This window comes from Mycobacterium sp. NGS15 (assembly GCF_059813245.1).
In genome coordinates, this window is record NZ_JCALEF010000007.1 from 229,584 (window position 1) to 250,377 (window position 20,794).

At 66.4% G+C, this 20,794-nt stretch carries 18 protein-coding genes; 1 reads left to right on the top strand and 17 read right to left on the bottom strand.

All coding sequences use genetic code 11. The annotated features are described in order from the left end of the window. Nucleotides 1-33: 33 nt before the first annotated feature. The 17 genes from AC5Y5C_RS21945 to AC5Y5C_RS22025 all read right to left on the bottom strand — a co-directional run bounded on the left by AC5Y5C_RS21945 (nucleotide 34) and on the right by AC5Y5C_RS22025 (nucleotide 19,840). Complete coding sequence (locus AC5Y5C_RS21945; protein ID WP_499976445.1) at nucleotides 34-675, bottom strand: cell division protein SepF; 642 nt, start codon at nucleotides 673-675, stop codon at nucleotides 34-36. 88 nt (nucleotides 676-763) lie between these two features. Next, a complete protein-coding gene (locus AC5Y5C_RS21950) occupies nucleotides 764-1,474 on the bottom strand; it encodes a YggS family pyridoxal phosphate-dependent enzyme (RefSeq protein WP_499976446.1) in 711 nt (236 codons plus the stop codon). Continuing rightward, a complete protein-coding gene (pgeF, locus tag AC5Y5C_RS21955) occupies nucleotides 1,474-2,181 on the bottom strand; it encodes a peptidoglycan editing factor PgeF (RefSeq protein ID WP_499976447.1) in 708 nt (235 codons plus the stop codon). The genes AC5Y5C_RS21950 and pgeF overlap by 1 nt, the downstream gene beginning before the upstream one ends. A 48-nt stretch (nucleotides 2,182-2,229) precedes the next feature. Beyond that, on the bottom strand, nucleotides 2,230-3,384 hold the full coding sequence (ftsZ, locus tag AC5Y5C_RS21960; RefSeq protein ID WP_499976449.1) for a cell division protein FtsZ: 1,155 nt from the start codon (nucleotides 3,382-3,384) through the stop codon (nucleotides 2,230-2,232). A 208-nt stretch (nucleotides 3,385-3,592) separates the two neighbouring features. Beyond that, nucleotides 3,593-4,537, bottom strand: coding sequence for a cell division protein FtsQ/DivIB (locus AC5Y5C_RS21965; protein WP_499976451.1), 945 nt, complete (start codon nucleotides 4,535-4,537; stop codon nucleotides 3,593-3,595). Next, complete coding sequence (murC, locus tag AC5Y5C_RS21970) at nucleotides 4,534-6,006, bottom strand: UDP-N-acetylmuramate--L-alanine ligase (RefSeq protein WP_499976453.1); 1,473 nt, start codon at nucleotides 6,004-6,006, stop codon at nucleotides 4,534-4,536. The genes AC5Y5C_RS21965 and murC overlap by 4 nt, the downstream gene beginning before the upstream one ends. Beyond that, nucleotides 6,003-7,208: an undecaprenyldiphospho-muramoylpentapeptide beta-N-acetylglucosaminyltransferase gene (gene murG, locus AC5Y5C_RS21975; protein ID WP_499976454.1), complete on the bottom strand. Its 1,206-nt coding sequence runs from the start codon at nucleotides 7,206-7,208 to the stop codon at nucleotides 6,003-6,005. Before murG ends, murC begins: the two co-directional genes overlap by 4 nt. 33 nt (nucleotides 7,209-7,241) lie before the next feature. Then, entirely contained in the window at nucleotides 7,242-8,849 is a 1,608-nt protein-coding gene (gene ftsW, locus AC5Y5C_RS21980) for a putative lipid II flippase FtsW (RefSeq protein ID WP_499976456.1), read from the bottom strand. 11 nt (nucleotides 8,850-8,860) lie between these two features. Then, a complete protein-coding gene (murD, locus tag AC5Y5C_RS21985) occupies nucleotides 8,861-10,318 on the bottom strand; it encodes a UDP-N-acetylmuramoyl-L-alanine--D-glutamate ligase (RefSeq protein WP_499976458.1) in 1,458 nt (485 codons plus the stop codon). Nucleotides 10,319-10,324: 6 nt separating this feature from the next. Further along, nucleotides 10,325-11,404, bottom strand: coding sequence for a phospho-N-acetylmuramoyl-pentapeptide-transferase (mraY, locus tag AC5Y5C_RS21990; protein ID WP_499976459.1), 1,080 nt, complete (start codon nucleotides 11,402-11,404; stop codon nucleotides 10,325-10,327). After that, nucleotides 11,401-12,885, bottom strand: coding sequence for a UDP-N-acetylmuramoyl-tripeptide--D-alanyl-D-alanine ligase (locus AC5Y5C_RS21995; RefSeq protein WP_499976461.1), 1,485 nt, complete (start codon nucleotides 12,883-12,885; stop codon nucleotides 11,401-11,403). The genes mraY and AC5Y5C_RS21995 overlap by 4 nt, the downstream gene beginning before the upstream one ends. Next, entirely contained in the window at nucleotides 12,878-14,446 is a 1,569-nt protein-coding gene (locus AC5Y5C_RS22000; protein ID WP_499976463.1) for a UDP-N-acetylmuramoyl-L-alanyl-D-glutamate--2,6-diaminopimelate ligase, read from the bottom strand. The genes AC5Y5C_RS21995 and AC5Y5C_RS22000 overlap by 8 nt, the downstream gene beginning before the upstream one ends. A 98-nt stretch (nucleotides 14,447-14,544) precedes the next feature. Continuing rightward, nucleotides 14,545-16,473, bottom strand: a complete 1,929-nt coding sequence (locus AC5Y5C_RS22005; RefSeq protein ID WP_499976465.1) for a peptidoglycan D,D-transpeptidase FtsI family protein — start codon at nucleotides 16,471-16,473, stop codon at nucleotides 14,545-14,547. Beyond that, nucleotides 16,470-17,468: a cell division protein FtsL gene (gene ftsL / locus AC5Y5C_RS22010; RefSeq protein WP_499976467.1), complete on the bottom strand. Its 999-nt coding sequence runs from the start codon at nucleotides 17,466-17,468 to the stop codon at nucleotides 16,470-16,472. Before ftsL ends, AC5Y5C_RS22005 begins: the two co-directional genes overlap by 4 nt. Next, nucleotides 17,465-18,667: a 16S rRNA (cytosine(1402)-N(4))-methyltransferase RsmH gene (gene rsmH / locus AC5Y5C_RS22015; RefSeq protein WP_499976468.1), complete on the bottom strand. Its 1,203-nt coding sequence runs from the start codon at nucleotides 18,665-18,667 to the stop codon at nucleotides 17,465-17,467. Before rsmH ends, ftsL begins: the two co-directional genes overlap by 4 nt. Then, a complete protein-coding gene (gene mraZ, locus AC5Y5C_RS22020; RefSeq protein ID WP_499976470.1) occupies nucleotides 18,642-19,073 on the bottom strand; it encodes a division/cell wall cluster transcriptional repressor MraZ in 432 nt (143 codons plus the stop codon). The genes rsmH and mraZ overlap by 26 nt, the downstream gene beginning before the upstream one ends. 359 nt (nucleotides 19,074-19,432) lie before the next feature. Then, a complete protein-coding gene (locus AC5Y5C_RS22025) occupies nucleotides 19,433-19,840 on the bottom strand; it encodes an SCO2097 family morphological protein (protein ID WP_499976472.1) in 408 nt (135 codons plus the stop codon). 278 nt (nucleotides 19,841-20,118) lie between these two features. Here AC5Y5C_RS22025 and AC5Y5C_RS22030 point away from each other — a divergent pair, with 278 nt between their 5' ends. Continuing rightward, nucleotides 20,119-20,781: a GNAT family N-acetyltransferase gene (locus tag AC5Y5C_RS22030; RefSeq protein ID WP_499976474.1), complete on the top strand. Its 663-nt coding sequence runs from the start codon at nucleotides 20,119-20,121 to the stop codon at nucleotides 20,779-20,781. The last annotated feature ends 13 nt before the right edge of the window (nucleotides 20,782-20,794 follow it).

The following is a 20,794-nucleotide window of genomic DNA, read 5'->3' on the forward strand; positions in this document are numbered from 1 at the left end:
ATTCCGCGCCAGGCTCGCACTCGGCTAAGCTCTTTACTGGTAGGAGTAGAAGCCGCTCTCGGCGATCCGGCGGCGCTCCTCGGCGCTGACGTCGATATCGGCCGGAGACAGCAGGAAGACCTTGGTCGCCACCTTGTCGAACGAACCGCGCAAGGCAAACGCGAGCCCGGCCGCGAAGTCCACGACTCGCTTGGCATCGGCATTGTCCATCGACACCAGGTCCATGATGACCGGGGTGCCATCGCGGAAACGCTCGCCAATGGTGCGGGCCTCGCTGTAATCCTTGGGACGCAGCGTGGTGATCTTCGACAACGGGCTTCCCTCTTCGAAGATGGCGGCGCGGCGCGGATCCATGGCCAGTGCGCCACGGGTCGGAGCGCTACCCCGTAGCGAGCCCAAACGCGGTGCCGGACGGTCGAATTCGCGCGGCGCCGGATGGCGGGCGGCAAAGCGGTCTTCCTCGGCGTAACCACCCGCGCCGGCCGGTCGGTAGCCAGGCTCGTCATAGCCATACTCGGCATCGTCGGCGAACCGCTCGCCACGACGCGGGTACCGGCGGTCCTCGACGGGCGCGCGGCGGGGCGCGGGAGCGTCGACGTCGTCGTAGTACTCGTCGTCATAGTCGTCCATGGGAGCCATGCCGAAGTAGGCCTTGACCTTGTGCAGCGTGCTCATCGCGTGACCTTCCGTGCGTGGGCTATATGGAGTTCAGTTGTTCGCTCGGTCTCTACAGCTGTGTTGCAAATGTGACTGGAGTGACGATCTACCGTGACGTTAGCGGTCGTTGTCCCATCAGCGCCGTTCCGACACGCACACAAGTGGACCCATATTTAATGGCGGTCTCCAGGTCGTTGGACATTCCTGCCGACAGGCGATTCGCTTGTGGGTAGCGATGTCTGACGCGTTCATGTTCTTGCTGGAGCCGACGAAAGGCCTGGTCCGGATCGGCCTCGCGAGGGGGCAGAGCCATCAGCCCGGCAAGCTCCAGATGCTCGCTGGCGACCACCTGCCCGCAGAGCTCGTCGATCCCGGTGAGGTCAGCGATATCCACCCCACCCCGCGCGACGTCGCCGTCGAGGCTGATTTGGAGGTAAACATGCAGCGGCTCGCCCTTGTCCCCGGCTCCGCGAGCCGTATCCAACGCGGACACCAGCCGCGGGTCGTCCACCGAATGCACCGAATATGCCCAGCGAGCAACCGATTTCGCCTTGTTGCGCTGCAGCTTGCCGACCATGTGCCATTGGATATCCGCGTGACCGACCTGCTCCACCTTGGCGGAGGCCTCCTGATCCCTCGATTCCCCGAACGCGCGGCAGCCCAACCGGTACAGCTCTTCGACGTCGCTCGCCGGGAAAAACTTGGTGACGGGCAGCAGTTGGATCTCGTCCGGGTCGCGATCGACGGCCCTTGCGGCCGCGTGAACCCGCGCCCGTACCGCGTCCAGCGCGGTGCTCAGCTCATCGGCACGCGACATCAGCTGAGCCAGATCACCGACGCCAGCCGGCCGGTACGCGGCTCCCGGCGATAGCTGAACAGATCGGAATCCTCCACGGTGCACCGCGGGTCGATATCGATGGCTGTCACTCCCAATCCGGAGAGCTGGCGGGCGATTCCGGCGCGTAGGTCCAGGCCCGGAGTTCCGGCGGAGGTCGTGGTGCGGCTACCAGGCAGTGCCTGCTCCACCTCGGCGGCCATGTCAGCGGGAACCTCGTAGTGACGACCGCTTACCGCCGGTCCGAGGAAGGCCGAGATGCGTTCCACCTGTGCTCCGGCGTCCACCATGGCTTCGATCGTGCGCGGCACGATGCCGAGCTTCGCCCCTACCCGTCCTGCATGGGCACCCGCGACGACACCCGCCTCCGCGTCGGCGAACAGCACCGGGACACAATCGGCGGTCAGCACCGCCAGCGCGATCCCGGGCTGGCTTGTCACCAGCGCGTCGGTCTCCGGAATCACCGCCGCTTCGGGACCTTCGATCGTGTGCACGTGGTCGCCGTGGACCTGCTGCATCCAGATCAGGTGATCGTCCGACAGCCCGAGCGCACCCGCGAGCCGGGATCGGTTGGCCGCCACCGCGTTCGGATCATCGCCGACGTGATCACCGAGGTTGAAACTGTCAAACGGCGCGCGGGACGCCCCACCGCGGCGGGTTGTGGTCACGCGCCGAACTCGAAAACCCATGAGTGAGAAGGTAGTCCTAGCCCTGTGTGACGCTCTCCACGCAAGCGCTCATCGCCGCATGAAGGGTGGCACGTCGACATCGTCCTCGTCGCCGCCGAGCGTCACCGTGGCACCGTTGGTATCCCTGGGCAGGCTCTGCGCGTCAATGGTGTCGAAGATGCTGTTGCCGTTCGAGCGGGAGCCGTTGACCGCACCGGCCTTGCCGGGGGCCACGGCGCCCGGGGCCGCCGTGCCGCTGATCGGCGTGCGACTGGGACCACCGGCATCGAATCCGGCAGCGATGACGGTGACGCGCACCTCGTCGCCGAGCGAGTCGTCAATGACGGTACCGAAGATGATGTTGGCTTCGGGGTGCGCGGATTCCTGCACCAGTGTCGCAGCCTCGTTGATTTCGAACAGACCCAGGTCGCTGCCGCCGGCAATCGACATCAGCACACCCTGCGCACCTTCCATCGAGGCCTCGAGCAGCGGTGAATTGATCGCGGTCTCAGCGGCTTTGAGCGCCCTGCCGTCACCGCGCGACGATCCGATACCCATCAGGGCACTACCGGCACCGGACATCACGCTCTTCACGTCGGCGAAGTCGACGTTGATCAGACCCGGCGTGGTGATGAGATCGGTGATGCCCTGAACACCGTTGAGCAGCACCTCGTCGGCACTGCGGAATGCGTCCATGAGCGATACCGCGGCGTCGCCCATCTGCAGCAGGCGATCGTTGGGGATGACGATGAGCGTGTCGCAGCTCTCGCGCAGCGAGCCGATTCCGTTCTCCGCCTGGCCACTGCGGCGCTTGCCCTCGAACGAGAACGGGCGGGTGACCACACCGATGGTCAGCGCGCCGAGCTTGCGCGCGATGCTGGCCACCACGGGCGCGCCACCGGTACCGGTACCACCACCCTCACCGGCGGTCACGAAGACCATGTCGGCGCCCTTGAGCAGCTCCTCGATCTCGTCCTTGGCGTCCTCGGCGGCCTTGCGCCCCACATCGGGGTCCGCACCTGCACCCAGGCCGCGCGTGGAGTCGCGGCCGACGTCAAGCTTGACGTCGGCATCGCTCATCAACAGCGCTTGCGCGTCGGTGTTGATCGCGATGAACTCGACCCCTTTGAGGCCGTGTTCGATCATTCGGTTGACAGCGTTGACGCCGCCGCCACCGATGCCGACGACCTTGATCACCGCGAGGTAGTTGTGTGGAGGCGTCATAGTCGCCTTCCTCCCTGGTTGCTGCCGTGGTCTGGGTAGCTGGAGCCTCTCTGCAAACTCTCAACCTCTACCTCAGGCTTAGAGTTATGTCAGGTTGTCCCGCTGAAACAGAACGGTAGGGGGCGCGGTATACCGCGCCCGGGAGGCGCGCCGAAGGATGCCGGGATTTTCCCGTGGCTATTTCTGGAAACTGTGAGCAGACGGGCCGCTACTTGACAGTGGGCAGATCCGGGCTGGACACGTCATACATGCGGCCGGGCTGCGTGAGCAGCGCCCCGAGCTTCTCCGCCTTCTCTGCGGTGCGATCGGTGGTCCCCCACACGATGGTGCGACCATCGTCGAGGGTCAGCGTGATCGACGACACCGACGGCGCCGCGACCTTGGCGACCTGCCGGGCCAGGTCGGGCGCCAGCGAGGTTAGCACCTGCAGCGCCGCCTTGGTCGTCGGGTCCTGCGGGCCCGGAGCCACCACGTCGAGCGCCGGGATTCCCGGTGGCGGCGGTTCGTTGGCGAAGTCGACCCCATCGCGGTCAATGAGGTGCGTGCCATCGCCTCCCGACCATGCCGCGACCGGAATCCGCTCGACGATCGTGACGCGCAGCGTCGACGGATACTCGCATTGCACCCGCGCGCTGGCCACCCGGCGGATACTGGCCACCCGATCCGCGGCCGCGGCAGTGTCGATCTGCAGCAGCCGTGTTCCCTGCGCAATGTTCAGCGCACCCAGGACGTCCTCTTGGGTTATCACCCCGGTACCGGTTACCACCGTCTGGCGCACCGACATCAGCGGCGTGAAGTACAGAATTGCTGCGAGCCCCACCGCGATCAACGTGAGCAGTACCGCGAATAGCAAGGTGTGTAGACCCTGAACTTTCCCTCGGCCTGCGGCCTTGCCCTGGTCGACGTGCTTGCCCTTGGCAGCGGCCTTCGCCTCGCGCCGCGCCTGTTCCAGGGCGATCGCGCGCCGCTGCGCATCCCGGCGCTCCATCCGCTCGCGCCTGGCCCGCATCCGCGGCCCCTCGTCGGGGTCTTCCTCGCCGGCGCTCGGCCCAACGTCCTCCCCGTCGACCGTCCCGGTCGCGGTGTCCTCGATCTCGCCGGGTGCCGGGGTCGGCTCCACTGCGTCCTCGGCGGTCTTATCCGGCTCGCTCATTGACCGTTCCTCGGTGGCGGCCAGTCATTGGCCCGCACGCGCAGTGCACGCACGATCTCCTTGCCCTGCAGCGTGACATCGCCGGCGCCCATCGTGACCACCAAATCCCCGGGCGCCGTGGCTCCGGCGACCTGATCCGCCACCGTCGACAGGTCGCGCAGGTAATGCACCGGCACCCCGGTGATCTGCTCGGCGATCAGCGCGCCGCTGACACCTGGCAGCGGCGCTTCCCGCGCCCCGTAGACATCGAGCACGAATACCAGATCGGCTATGCCCAGCGCCTCGGCGAACTCTGTAGCGAAAGCTGCTGTGCGCGAGTACAAGTGCGGTTGAAAGACGACAACGGAACGGCCGTATCCCTGCTGCGCGACAATCCCGGAAACCGCCTGCAGCACCGTGCGCACCTCGGTCGGATGGTGCGCGTAGTCATCAAAAACCCGGACACTCTCGACCTGGCCGACCAGTTCGAATCGGCGGCGCACACCTTCAAATCCGGCCAACCCGTCGAGCACGCACTCGACGGAGGCCCCGATCTCTACGGCCGCCACCACGGCAGCCAGTGCGTTCAGGGCCATGTGCCGTCCGGGCACCGCCAACCGCATGGTGCGTGGCGTGTTCTCGCCCGCCAACTGGATCTGGGCGATGGCTCCGGTGTCCCGGAACTGCCAATCCCGCAGGCGCCCGGCCACCGGGACATCCCCTGCCTCGGCCTGGTCGATGCTGCCGTAGCCACGCACCCGTATGCCACGCTCGTGGGCCCGGCGCGCCAGCGCCGCGGCACCCGGGTCATCCAGGCACACCACCAGGACCCCTTCGGGGCCAAGGGTTTCGGTGAACGCATCGAACACTGCGATGTAGGCCTCGACACTGCCGAAGTGATCGAGGTGGTCGGCCTCGATATTGGTGACGATGATCAGATTGGGCCGGTACTGAAGCAGGGACCCGTCGCTTTCGTCGGCCTCGGCCACGAATACGTCACCGCTGCCATGATGGGCGTTGGTACCGGCCTCGTTGAGCTCGCCGCCGACCGCGAACGAAGGGTCGTACTCGCAGTGCTGTAGCGCCACTATGAGCATCGAGGTGGTGCTGGTCTTGCCGTGCGTTCCGGTCACCATGAGGGTGCGGTATCCGGCCATCAGATCCGCGAGCACCACCGGGCGCAGCAGGATCGGTATTCCGCGCCGATTCGCTTCCACCAGTTCAGGGTTGCTCTTGGGGATAGCGGCATGGGTGGTCACGACCACGGTCGGACCGCCCGGCAGCAGGTCCAGGGCAGCACCATCGTGGCCGACGTTGACGAGGGCACCACGGGCACGCAGCGCGAGCACACCGCGGGACTCCTTGGCATCGGAGCCCGACACTTGCGCTCCCCTGTCCAGCAGAATCCGGGCGATACCGGACATTCCGGCGCCGCCGATACCGACCATGTGCACACGGCGCAGGTGTTCCGGGAGAGGACCGACGTTCATCGCGGGGTGCCCCGTCTCTGGGAACGCCGCTCTCGGGCAACATCCAAGGCCACCTGAGCCACCTGGCGTGCGGCCTCAGGGTGCCCGGACAGCGCGGCGGCCGCCGTCATCTCGGCAAGTTTGTCCGAATCAGACACTATCTCGATCACCATGCGCGCCAATGCCTCCGGAGTGAGGTCGCGATCCGCGACGATGACCCCGCCGCCGGCCTCGACAACCGGCAACGCGTTGAGGCGCTGTTCGCCGTTGCCGATGGGCAGGGGCACATAGATGGCGGGCAGCCCGACGGCCGAAACCTCGGCGACGGTCATTGCTCCGGACCGGCACACCGCGATATCGGCGGCGGCGTACGCCAGGTCCATGCGGTCCAGGTACGGCAGGGCCACATACCTGGGGACGCCCGGGGCGTCTTCCGGCCTCGGCTCGGGCAACTCGATCGTGTTCTTCGGCCCATGCGCATGCAGCACCGAAACCCCCGCAGAGGCAAGGTCATTGGCGGCGGCCGAGACGGCGTTATTCAGGGACACCGCCCCCTGGGAACCGCCGAACACCAACAGCACCAGCGCGTTATCGTCAAATCCGTAGTGGGCACGCGCCTCGTGCCGCAAGGCGGCACGATCCAGTGCTGTGATCGATCCACGGACCGGCACGCCGACCACCTCCGCGCGGCGCAGTCCCGAATCCGAGACCGCCGACAACACGCGCTGCGCACGGCGCGCCCCGACCCGATTGGCAAGGCCGGCGCGTGCGTTCGCCTCGTGGATGACCACCGGAACACGAGAACGGCGCAACGGCCCGCCACGAGCCGCCAGATAAGCGGGGAGGGCCACGTAACCACCGAAACCGATCACGACATCGGCACCGACATTGTCGAACACCGCCCGCGTCTGCCGCACCGCCCGGCGCACCCGGAGCGGCAGGCGCACCAGGTCGCCCGTGAGTCGCCGCGGCAGCGGCACCGGGACGATCAGTTCCAGGTCGTACCCGCGGGCAGGCACCAGTCGTGTCTCCAGACCGCGCTCGGTACCCAGTGCGGTAATCCGCACCGATGGATCTATCTCACGCAGCGCATCGGCGACCGCCATCGCGGGTTCCACGTGACCCGCGGTGCCGCCACCGGCCAGCACCACCGAAAGCGGCCGAAGCTCGTCGGCGCCTGATGTTCTTCGCGCAAGCGCCTCATCACTCACTCCGGAGAGCATCCTTTCGGTCTGGCGGCAATCACTTATCGGCAGCTATCGATGGGTTCGGGCACGTGAGCCCCCGGCCCGGGATTGCTCACGGGACCGGCCGCTCGTACGCGTGCCTGAGGCCCTGCGCACCTGCTGTACCTGCCTATGATGCCCTGCTTCGCTCTCGGTGCGTGCACGTGGCGTGCGCTTGGGCCCTTGTTTGGGCTCTGCCTGCCGTGTGCGCTCGGACCGCGGATTGGCTGTCTCGGCGCCCCGCCCGGTCGACTTGGCACGGAGCCGATCACGCGCGGTGTCGATCCGCGGCGCCACATACGGCTCCGGCGACGGCAGGCGCAGCAGCCTGTTCATCCGGTCACCCGTACCCGCACGCAGGGCGGCAACGGCCTCCGGTTCGTGTCGCGCCGCGTTGGCGATGAGGCCGATCATGAAAAGAGCCGTGGCCGTGGCTGTTCCACCCGAGGAAATGAGCGGAAGCTGGATACCGGTCACCGGCAGCAGGCCGATCACGTAGCCGATGTTGATGAAGGACTGGCCGATGACCCACATGCCGGCGGTGGCGGTCAGCATTCGCAGGAACGGATCGGCGCTGCGCTTGGCGATACGCATGGCGGTATACGCGAAGACCCCGAACAGGGCCAGCACCCCGAGGCAGCCGACGAAACCGAGCTCCTCGCCGATGATCGCAAAGATGAAGTCGTTGTGGGCGTTGGGCAGGTAATGCCACTTGGCCGAGCCCTGGCCCAGGCCCTGGCCGAAGAAACCGCCTTGGGCCAGCGCGAATCGGGCCTGACGCGACTGATAGCCGGTCGCCTGCGGGTCCGCCGAGGGATCCAGCCAGGCCTTCACCCGATCGGAGCGATATCCGGCCGACACTGCGAGGATGGCTGCCGCCAGGACGGCTGCGATCACCGAACTGAGGAACACCTTCAGCGGTAGACCGGCGTACCAGAGCAGCGCCAACAAGATGATGCTCATGGAGACCGTCTGCCCCAGATCGGGCTGGATGACGATGAGCACGAGCGCGATCAGCGCGGCGGGTACCAGGGGAACGAGCATCTCGCGCATCGATGCCTTCTCCATACGACGCGATGCCAACAGGTGCGCACCCCAGATCGCGAAGGCGATCTTGGTGAGCTCCGAGGGCTGCATCGACATGCCGCCGTAGACGAACCAACCGCGAGAACCGTTGGAGTACGTGCCGATTCCGGGTATCAGCACCAAGGTGATCAAGACAATGGTGAAGACGAACGCAGGGAAGGAGTATTTGCGCATCACCCGGATCGGAGTGCGTAGCGCGATATAGAAACCGACCAGGCCCACACACACCCAGAGCACCTGCTTGCCGAAGACGGCCCACGCCGACCCGTCCAGGTCGTAGGACTCGACGCCCGATGCGGAGAGCACCATGATGAGCCCGAGTGTGGTGAGCAACGCCGCGGTCGCGACGATCAGGTGGAACGACGTCATGGGCCGGTTCAGCCAGGCACCCAGCCGAGTTCGGGCCACCAGCCTGTCGGTCTTCGAGGCAGAGTTCTTCTTAGCAGAGGTCTTCTTAGCAGAGGTCTTCTTGGCAGGCGCGCTCGCGGTCGTGGATGCAGCGCGGCTCTCGGAGCGGAAAATTCTGGCGAATGGGGCGGTCAGGGCCGACACGTCGCTGTCACCTAACCGGTAAGTGCGTGTACCGCCGCAGCGAATCTCTCGCCACGCTCGGAGTACCCGCTGAATTGGTCGAAGGATGCGCCGGCCGGGGCCAGCAGCACGGTGTCGCCAGGCCGGGCCACGGTACTGGCGTGCCGGACGGCCGTGGACATGACTCGGGTACCCAAATCAACGCCACCCCCATCCGCCCCATCAGTCACATAGACCACATTTGCCTCTTGCACCCCAGCATCCTCGCGCGTCACAACCGCAACGACGGGTATATCCGGCGCGTGTCGCGCCAAAGCCTCAGCAATCAAGCCTCGATCCGTGCCGATCAGCACAACTGCGCCGAGCCGGTCGGCGCAGCCACGCACCAGCTCATCGACCGCAGCCCCCTTGAGCAATCCCCCGGCGATCCAGATGACGCGCCGATACGCCGCGATGGACGCCGCGGCCGCATGCGGATTGGTGGCCTTTGAGTCATCCACGTACGCAACACCGTGATGCCGCGCGACCAGCTCGGCCCGGTGCCGCCCCACCTGAAAGGCTCCCAAGGCGCGGGCAACGGCCTCGGCAGGCACACCGACCGCGCGGGCCAGCGCGGTCGCGGCCAACGCGTTGAGCACGCCGATCGGACCCGCCACCGGGAGCTTCGACACCTCGATCAACGACACATCGTCTCCGAATGCCCGGTCCACCAGCTGCCCATCGCGCACTCCGAGCTCCCCTGGCGCGGGCTCACCGCTGCGGAACCCCGCCTTGACCGGCGCCGACGCGCCGGGCAGCAGCCCGGCGGCCACCGCATCGTCGAGACCAACTATTGCGATCTCACCATTGAGCGCTCGTGCCTTGTCCCGGGAGTAAGCGTCCATTCCCCCATGCCAGTCGAGGTGATCCTCGGCCACGTTGAGCACCACGCCGGCCGCCGGGCGCACCGAGGGCGCCCAATGCAGTTGGAAGCTGGACAGCTCGACAGCGAGATAGTCGACATCGCGATCCAGCACGTTCAGCACCGGGTCGCCGATGTTCCCACACAGCGCACTGGTGCGCCCCGATGCTGTCAGCATGTCGTGGACCATGGCCGTGGTCGTGGTCTTTCCGTTGGTTCCGGTGACCACCAGCCACCGCTTGGGCGGTCCGTACCGGCCGGACGCGTCCAGCCGCCACGCCAATTCGACGTCACCCCAGATGGGCAACCCCGCCTGAGCCGCGGCGAGCACGACGGGCGAGGACGGTCCGAAGCCCGGGCTGACGATCACCAGATCCTGTTCGGCCATGGAACGCTGCGCCTCGGCGGTGGTGAGCACCCCACGCCCTGCCTCGCGATGGCGCTGCAGGGCTTCCTCATTGTCATCACAGACGGTGATGACAATGAGGAATCCGGCCAGTGCGGCCACCACTGCATCGCCGGTGACACGCGCACCGCAGACCAGAACTCGTGCCCCGCTGGCCAGTCCGGTCACATCAGAAGCGGTCATGGACGGTCAGTCACCGATCGTGGCGAGCCACTCGCCGTAGAACAGCGCCAATCCCAACCCGCAGGCAATCGCCGTCAGGAGCCAGAACCGGATGATGACCGTCGTTTCCGCCCAGCCCATCAGCTCGAAATGATGATGGAACGGCGCCATGCGGAACACCCTGCGGCCGGTGGTGCGGAATGCGGCGATCTGCAGGACCACCGACACGATCTCGGCGACGAACAGCGCGCCCAGCACCACGGCGAGCAACTCGGTCCGGGTGGTCACCGACAGGCCCGCGATGATGCCGCCGAGGGCCAGCGATCCGGTGTCCCCCATGAAGATCTTGGCGGGTGCGGCGTTCCACCACAGAAACCCGATACACGCGCCCGCAGTGGCCGCGGCGATCACCGCCAGGTCCAGCGGGTCGCGCACGTTGTAGCAGGCAACACCGGGATGCGTGGAGCAGGCGTTGCGGTACTGCCAGAAGGTCACAATGACGTAGGCGCCGGTCACCATGGCCATACATCCGCCGGCAAGCCCGTCCAGGCCGTCGGTGAAGTTGACGGCGTTGGACCACGACATCACCAGGATCACGCAGAAGAGCACGAAGATCGCGGCGGGCATGGCGACGGTAGCGATCTCACGCACGTAGGAAAGCTGCGCACTCCCCGGCGTCAACCCGTCGGTATTGCGGAACTGCAGCACCAGCACCCCGAAGACGAGCGCCGACAAGATCTGGCCGACCGTCTTGGAGGTCTTGTTCAAGCCGAGGTTGCGCGCCTTGCGGATCTTGATGAAGTCATCGATGAAACCGACGCCACCCAGCATGGTGGCCAGCGCAAGCACCAGCAGCCCCGACGCCGAAGGGCCATCGGAACCGAACGCGATGCCGACCAGGTGTGACCCGAAGTACCCGGCCCACATTCCGGCCAGGATCGCGACCCCGCCCATCGACGGAGTGCCGCGCTTTTTCTGATGATGCTGCGGGCCGTCGTCCCGGATCTCCTGGCCGAAGCCCTGGCGCGAGAACACCCGGATGAGCACCGGGGTGAGCATGATCGAGACCAGGATCGCGATCCCGGCGGCGATGATGATCTGCCTCATGCGTCACCCGCCTTCAGCAGCTCATCGGCCACAACCCAGAGCCCGGCCGACCGCGATGCCTTGACCAGCACCACGTCACCCGCGGCCAGCTCGTCGGCGAGCAGCGTGGCGGCTGCCGCAGGATCGTCCACCAGCACCGCCTCGGACCCCCACGACCCCTCCATCACTGCACCCGCATGCATTGCCCGCTGCGACCTCCCGGTTCCGACGACTACCAACCGACTGACATCTAAGCGCACGGCGGCCCGTCCAATGCGATCATGCTCGGATATCGCATCGGGACCCAGCTCGGCCATCTCCCCCAGCACCGCCCAGCTGCGGCGGGGTTCTCGCCCGTGGCGAGCCATGGAGACCAGGGCCTTCAGCCCCGCCATCATCGAATCCGGGTTGGCGTTGTACGCGTCATTGATGACCGTGACCCCGTCGTCTCGATTACTGACCTCCATGCGGCGTCGCGACACCGGGCCCGCCTCAGCGAGTGCATCGGCGACCTGTGCGAGGGTGGCGCCGCATTCCAGCGCGACCGCGGCGGCCGCCAACGCGTTGGCCACCTGATGCTCACCGTGCACGGCCAGCTGCACGGGGACGGTCGCGTCACCGGCATGCAGGATGAAGCGGGCACGTGCCAGGTCGTCGACGCTCACCTCGGTCGCCCAGATATCGGCGGTGTTGTGCACACTGGTGCGCACCACCCGCGCCGGAGTCTTGGCGGCCATCGCAGCCACCGCCGAGTCGTCGGCATTCAGCACCGCCACACCATCACTCGAAAGCGACTGCGGAAGTTCGCCCTTGGTATCGGCAATGGCCTGTCGCGAGCCGAACTCACCCAGATGTGCCGTGCCGACATTGAGCACGACACCGATCGATGGCGGCGCGATGGCCGCCAGGTCCGCGATGTTTCCTGGGCGGCGAGCCGACAGCTCCAGCACCAGGAACTTGGTCGATTCGCTCGCCCGCAGGACGGTCCAGGGATGGCCAAGCTCATTGTTGAAGGATCCGGGAGGAGCCACCACCTCACCGAGTGGACTGAGCACCGCGGCGATGAGGTCCTTGGTCGACGTCTTGCCCGAGGAGCCGGTGACGCCCACGATGCGTAACCCCCGCCCCGTGAGCCGACGCGCCACCTCGGCCGCCAGTGCGGCCGTCGCGGCCAGCACCGCGGCACCCGACCCGTCCGAATCATGTTCCAGTGCAGAAACTTCAGTGCGTGCTACGCCGGTCGGGGGCACCACGATGGCCGGCACACCCACCGGCCGGGCGGCCAGCACCGCGACGGCGCCGGCCCCGACGGCGCCTTCGGCATGATCGTGACCGTCGACCCGGGCCCCCGGCAGGGCCAAAAACAGTCCGCCGGGCCCCACCTGACGCGAATCGAATTCGACGGTACCGGTGACGATCGTATTGCGGGCCTCGTCGGGACTGATTCCGTCGAGACGTCCACCGACGATCTCGGCGATCTCGGCAACGGTCATCTCAATCATTCAGGCTCCCGCGTCTTTTCGCGCTCTTCAGGCCTTCCAGCGCGGCACGCAGCTCCACCCGGTCGTCGAACGGGACGGAAACCGCACCGATGCGCTGACCACTCTCATGCCCCTTGCCCGCGATCAGGACGGCGTCCCCGGGGCGTGCCCATCCGGCGGCAAAGTCTATAGCGGCCCGCCGGTCGCCAATCTCGACCACCTCAACATCCGAATGATCTATCCCGGAGATGATTTCGGCCCGGATCGCGGCCGGATCCTCGTCTCGGGGGTTGTCGTCGGTGACCACCACCAGGTCGGCCAGCTCCGCTGCAACCTGCCCCATGTCGGCGCGCTTGCCGCGGTCGCGGTTGCCGCCGGCACCGAACACCACCGCCAGCCGACCCTCGCGGTGACTGCGCAGGCTCTCCAGGACCGCGCGCAGTGCTCCGGGCTTGTGGGCATAGTCGACAACGGCCAGGAACGGCTGGCCGGCAACCACGGCCTCCATGCGTCCCGGCACCCCCGCGGTCGCGATTCCCGGTGCGGCAGTCGCCGCCGGCACCCCGAGCAACTCCAAGATAGCAACGGCCACAAGACAATTAGCCACATTGTAATGGCCTGGCAGTGCGATAGCGAGTTCAGCGCCACGCCCGGGACCATGGGCCGCGAACCGTTGACCGCCGTCGTCGCCAACCGACACGTCCGAGCAGGTCCAGTCCGCGCCGGAGCCGGCGCGCGAGCTCACCGTGATGACGTCGGGGCCCGCCGCGCGCGCCAACTCGGCCATGGTGCGCCCGGCATCATCGTCGACGCAGATGACCGAATGCCGCGCCCGCTGCGGTGAATCACGCTGGAACAGCCGGGCCTTGGTGGCGAAGTAGTCCTCCATATTGGGGTGGAAGTCGAGGTGATCTCGCGAGAGATTGGTGAATGCCCCCACCACAAATTGTGTCCCGTCCACGCGGTTGAGTGCCAATGCGTGGCTGGACACCTCCATGACCACGGTATCCACACCGCGCTGCACCATTTCGGCCAATAGCTCCTGCAATGCCGGCGCCTCGGGAGTGGTCAGCGCACTGGGCACATCCTCGCCGTCGATCCGCACCCCGACGGTGCCGATGAGGCCGACACGCTTGCCCGCTGCCCGTAGACCGGCCTCCACCAGATAGGTGGTCGTGGTCTTCCCGGAGGTTCCGGTCACCCCCACGACCTGCACCTGCCGCGACGGATCTCCATAGACCGTCGCGGCGAGCACACCGAGCACCGCGCGCGGGATGGGGTGGACCAGCACCGCGATATCAACACCCTCATCCGCCAGCAGCTGGGCACCGGCGGTGTCCGTGAGCACGGCCGTTGCCCCCGCCGCGACCGCCTCGGACGCGAACTGTGCGCCGTGCGCGGTGCTGCCGGGTAGCGCCGCGAAAAGGTCACCCGCGCGCGCGTCCTGCGCCCTGAGCGTGACTCCGGAGACGGTCACGGCGGCACTTGGCCCGCGCAGCTCGGCCGAGACCATCGCGGCGAGGTCGGACACCGGGTGCTGGCGTGTCCGCGGGAGGAACCGGTGGGTTGCGGATGCCGCCACCAGTGATCACCTCCTGCCGTATGTGTGCCGCCCCGGGTCCTTGGGCGTCAAACGACACTACCGGGCGGCCGGACGCCCGTGACCCGATGAGGATCGGCTCAGGTCGCCTGCAGAATGAGCGGCGGTCCGGGATCGGGTGATAGTGGCACGTTTTGACGTCGCATCAACCAGGACGCGATGTTGTGGAACAGCGGCGCCGCCGACATATGCGGGGTTCCATCGGAGCTGCGTTTCGGCGCGTTCATCTCGATGCCGATGACGTAACGGGGGTCGTCCGTAGTGGCGATTCCCGCGAAGGTGATCCAGTACACGTCGTCGAAGTAGCACCCGCAGGCGGGATTGATCTGCTGGGCTGTGCCGGTCTTGCCGCTCAGTTGGTAGCCCTCGACCGCGCCGGGTGATCCGGTTCCGTTCTGGATACCGCGCGCATCCGGTTGCAGCACCGCGCGCAGCATGTTCCGGACGGTGCGCGCGGTCCCCGCGTTGACCACCTGCACCGGCTCGGGGCGCGGTTCTTCTTTACGGGTGCCATCGGGCGCCGTGATGCTTTTGACGATGCGCGGCGGCATCCGCACCCCGTCGTTGGCGATGGCCTGGTACATACCGGTCATCTGCAGCAGTGTCATCGACAAGCCTTGACCGATGGGCAGGTTCGAGAAGGTGCTACCCGACCACTGCTCGATCGGTGGCACGATGCCGGAGCTCTCGCCGGGAAGGCCGACACCGGTGCGCTGCCCCAGGCCGAACTTCTCCACCAGGTCCATGAAACGTTCCGGGCCGACGCGCTGTGCCAGCATGAGCGTGCCCACGTTGGAAGACTTTCCGAAGACTCCGGTGGTGGTGAATGGCACCGTGCCGTGCGCCCAGGCATCGCGAATCGTGACGCCGCCCATGTTGATGGAGCCCGGAACCTGCAGCACCTCATCGGGATTGGACAAATCGTTCTCAATGACAGCCGACGCCGTGATGATCTTGTTGACCGATCCGGGCTCGAACGGTGAGGAGACCGAGAGATTGCCCATCTCGCGATTGCCCTGCTTACCGAGGTTCTGTGACGGGTCAAAGGTGTTGTCATTGGCCATCGCCATAACTTCACCGGTCTTGGAGTCGAGCACCACCGCGGACACGCTTCGCGCCTCGGACAAGTCCTTGGCCTGCTGGACCTGCTGCTGCACGTAGAACTGAATGTCGTTGTCCAGCGTGAGTTCGACAGTGGATCCGTTGACGGCATTGTGGCGGTCGCGGTAGCTGCCCGGAATCACCGCACCGTCAGAACCGCGGTCGTAGGTCAGGGCGCCGTCCTTGCCCGCCAACGCGCTGTCCAGCGAGTCTTCAAGCCCCAGAAGACCGTAACCTTCCCAGTCGATGCTGCCCACGATGTTGGCGGCCAGCGAGCCGCCAGGATACTGGCGGATGTCCTGCCGCTCGGCCCCCACTTCAGGGAACTCCTTGATGATCTCGGCGGCGATGGCCGGATCGACCGAACGTGCCAGGTATGCGAAGGTGTCATCACTGCGGATCTTCTTCAACAGGCTCTTCGCATCAGGCTTGTTGCCCAGCTTGGCCGATACTCCATTGGCGATATCCTGCAGCCGCCGCTCGGGCTCGACGGACCGTATCTTCGCCGCCTTGGCCTTATCGGCGTCGCTCTTCCCGGGGTCCTTGAGGATCTCCTGGCTCTTCTCCCAGGCCTTGTTGAGTTGTTCGCGAATCTTCTTCGGCTGGAAGGTGAGAGCACGCGCCTCGATGGTGAAGGCCAGTTTATTGCCCACACGGTCGACGATGGTGCCGCGCAACGCTTTCTCGGTTTCGGTGACCTTCAGCTGACCCGAGGCCTCGGCGCGCAGACCCGCGGCGCGCGGCCCCTGCAGAGTGAACAGCTGGACGGCGGCGATGGCGAGCGTGAGGAAGATGATGATATTGCCCGTCCGGTGCCGAAAGGCGAATCCGGCTGTCCGCGAAATGGCAGCGACCGGCCGTCGGGTCCGACGGGCGCCGACCGGCCGGGAGCGATCCTCCCGGGTCACGTCGCCGGTTGGGGACTCGTTGTTGCCACGGGAATGAATTGTTCCCCGGTAACTGGAGAATTCGCGATATTTGATGCTTGCGGCGCGTCGGCCACGGGCGGCGGTATCACGGCAGCGGGATCCGGCGCGGCGGCGATCGGCGCGGCGGCGATCGGCGCGGGCACCGGAGCCGCAGGCGGCGCCTGTCCGGGTTCCTGTCCGGCGGGAGCCTCCACCACCGGTGCAGGCACGACCGCCGGTGGGGCCATATGCGGCACCACGGCCACCGGCGGCGGCACGGGCGGCAGCTGTACGGGCACCTCGACCGAATTGCCGGCCTTCGGAACAGCATCGGCGTCATCAGGGATCACGGAGTTCAGCGGTGCGGGCGCAACCCCTTCCGCGGGCTTCGGAGCACCCACCAGCAGCCAGTTGCCCTGCGGGTCCGGCACCAGATGCGCGATATCACGCGACGGGATCATGCCGAGATCGCGTGCCGAATCGGCGAGCGCCGGTGCTGATTCCGCGCGCAGCACATCGCGCTCAAGGGCTTCCTTGCGTTGCAGCAGCTCTTCATTGGTGCGCCGTTGGGTGCCCAGCTGGTACGAGCGTTCCGCGGCATCGGTGGACAACCAGAGCGTGATGGCCAGGCCGACACCGAGAGCGGCGATGACCAGCACGACGAACGGGACCTTGGCGATCCACACATGTGGCCGCAGGTCCACCTCAGCTAGGCGGCTGAGAATCCGCTCGCGTAGCGGTATACGAATGACTTTGGGTGCCTTGGCTTTACGGGCCTTTGCGCGAGCCTTCGCCTGTTGGGTACTGGTTGCCGGACGGATCTTCTCGGGAGGCTTGCGCTGTACCGGAATCGGCATGGTCTGCGGAGCGGAACGGCGTGGGCGCGGAGAAGGACCGGCTCCGGTCGTCTTGGGTGCGGCACCCCGACGTTTGGCGGGCTTGGCGGGATTGGCCTTCTTGGGGGCCTCATCAGCCTTCTTGCGCACCCCAATCATGCTCTCCTCCTATCCGCAACTCGTTCGACTGCACGTAACCGCACTGGTGCACTGCGTGGATTGACTTCTATCTCCGCATCGTCCGCGCGTTCGGCGCCACGAGTGATCGCCGTAAACTCCGGTGCGTCACTGGGTAACTCGACCGGCAGGTCGATGGGCGACCGGGACGCGATGGCGGCCGCGAACTCCGCCTTGACGATCTTGTCCTCGAGCGACTGGTAGGCCATGACCGCGATACGACCGCCGGGGCGCAGCACTGCCATCGCGGTAGGTATCGCGGCGGCAAGGGATTCGAGCTCGGCGTTCACCGCGATCCGAAGGGCCTGGAAGGTTCGCTTCGCGGGATGGCCGCCGGTACGACGGGTGGCGGCGGGGATGGCGGCGTACAGCAGCTCAACCAACTGCCCGCTGCGCGTGAAGGGTTCGACGGCGCGGCGCCGGACGATCTCGTCGGCGATGCGGCGTGCGAAGCGCTCCTCACCGAACCTGCTGAGCACCCTGGCCAGCTCTGCCGCCGAATAGGTGTTCAGGATGTCGGCGGCGGTCAGTTCGTCGTGCGCGTTCATCCGCATGTCCAACGGAGCGTCAACCGAATAGGCAAAACCGCGTTCGGCCTGATCGAGCTGCATGGAGGACACACCCAGATCGAAGAGCACCGCGTCAACTGAAGACGTTGTGCGGTAACCCAACCCGTCAAGTGCATCGGCCAGGCCGTCGTAGCGGGTATGCACTCCCGCGAATCGCGCCCCATAAGGTGCCAACCGCGCCCGGGCGATATCCAGGGCATTGGTATCGCGATCGAGACCGATGACCGTGAGGCCCGGCAGCGTGGAGAGGAAGTGCTCGGTGTGCCCGCCCGCACCCAGGGTGGCATCGACGAGAACGGCACCAGATCCGTCCGCGGACCGGGCGGTCAGCGCCGGAGCGAGCAGCTCATAGCAGCGTTCGAGCATGACCGGAATGTGGCCGAATCCGGCTCGAGAATTGTTGTCAGACACGGCGACACCCCTCCGGGAGCGAGAAACGCCCCTGTGGGGGCGGGAGATGCCCCTGTGGGAGCGCTGGTAGGTGCAAGGAAACCGCGCAGCCCGGTCCCTGCCCGATGGTGCGAACCTGGCGTCGGGGAAGTACGCCAGGGCCGTATCGGACAGAGGCCGCGCTGCGCGGGCTCGCTCAGAAGATGCCATTGAGAGATTCATCGCTGGCCGCCGAGAAGTTCTCTTCGTGTTCCTCCAGGTACTGCTGCCACTTAGCGGCATCCCAAATCTCTAGGTAGTCAACGGATCCGATGACGACACAGTCCTTGGCTAATTCCGCGTACCGCCGGTGGTCGGCGGACAGGGTGATGCGCCCCTGCGCATCCGGATGCTGTTCGTCGGTGGCCGCGGCCAGGTTACGCAGGAAGGCTCGGGCCTCGGGGTTGCTCCGAGAAGCTGTCGCGGCCTTGCGTGCCAGCTGCTCGAACTCGGCCCGCGGATACACGGCGAGGCTGTGATCCTGGCTTTTCGTGACCATCAACCCTCCCGCTAATGCGTCTCGGAACTTGGCGGGCAATGTCAGCCGCCCTTTGTCGTCGAGCTTGGGCGTGTAGGTACCGAGAAACACCTCGACACCTCCCTGCCAAACCCTTCGGAGCTACCCTTCCCTCCGATAGGCGCCACTTTACCCCACAATCCCCCACTTTGAATATGATTTGCCGCGTGTCTCCCCACGATGCACCCACCATCGGGCCGACAGAGGCCACTGACATACTGTTTGCCCAGGTCAACCCAGTGGGGACCAGTGGGGCACCCGCATCCAGACGAGTTGATAACGATTTGGCCTGCCCGAGCGAACGGGCTTGCGAGCGGTCACCCCGCGGCGGGTGGCGGCGGGGTGGGGCCGTTCAGGCAGCAACGCACACAGCAACAGACCCACGCGGACTGCGCGGGTCTGTGATCTAGAGCTGCGTTAGATGATGTTTGTCAGTTGTCGAAACGGCGGCGGAACCGCTCTTCCATACGCTGTGCGAACGTTCCGGCGGCACGGGGGCGGCGGGTGCGACCGCTGGCCCCACCCGGACCCACCTGCCCCGCAGCACTTGCCTCAGAGCGCCGGCTGCCAATGATGGCGAAGACCGCCGCGCCGAACATCACCACGAATCCGATGACGCTCAGGACCGGGAAGTTTCCAATCTGGGTGGCGGGCACGGCGACACCGACCACCAACATGGCCAATCCGATGCAGAAAAGCGCCGCGCCCTGCAGGCGACGGCGGCCTGTGGTCGCACCCAGGCGTCCTCCGCGCACACTGGACGCAAACTTGGGATCCTCCGCGTACAGCGCGCTCTCAATCTGGTCGAGCATGCGCTGCTCGTGCTCGGAGAGTGGCATCGGTCCCTCCCTCTGGCGCATCGCAACCGGTTGAGTATGTCGTGTCGTTTTATCAAGGGTGCCGCGGTTACAACACCCTCACGTTCATAATACGAGGTGAATACCCGCTATACCACCCGGTTCACCCACCAATCTCCCAGCCAGGCCTGCCGGGCAACCCCCACGACGCGGCGCGCCGACGGACCCGGCGAAAACCGCGACAGCACCCAGGACTGGGCAGAGCGTGATAAACCCGGGCGGTACACACGAAGCCCACACGGAAACCAAAAGGACGCACGTTGACGACATTCCTGGCCGACTTGTCGCAACGCGATATGCAGCGCAGGCTCAGCGAAGCGCTTCGTGTCTATGTCATCGCCATGGGCTATCCGCATGGCACCGAGGATCAGCGCGCTCCCATGTGGCTGGAGCACAGCCGCAGACGCGGGTGGCAGGCTGCGGCCATCTTTGACGCTCCAGCGGCTCCCTCGTCCGATATCACCAGACCCGACGAGGGGCTGATGGACCAGGCACGCATCGTCGGGATCGCGTACGGCTACCGCGGTGCCGCCGACCAGTGGTGGCACCAACAAGTCAGCCAGGGCCTGCGTAAGTCGGGCCTGTCGCGCGACCGCGTCAGCGCCCTGCTCGACCAGTACTTCGAGCTGACGGAGCTGCACGTCGACCCCGGACTTCAGGGCCACGGCTTCGGCGAGGCGTTGGCGCGGCGGCTGCTGGCGGGACGCTCCGAATCGCACGTCCTGTTGTCCACCCCCGAGATCACCGGCGAGTCCAACCGGGCATGGCGGCTGTACCGGCGGCTCGGATTTACCGATGTCATCCGGCAGCATCAGTTCGCGGGAGATCCCAGGCGATTCGCCGTGCTGGGCCGGCCTTTGCCGCTGGAGCCCGGATATCGGCAGCCGGAGATATCCACCGTCTGGCACGATGAGCCACGATGACTAGCCCCATGCT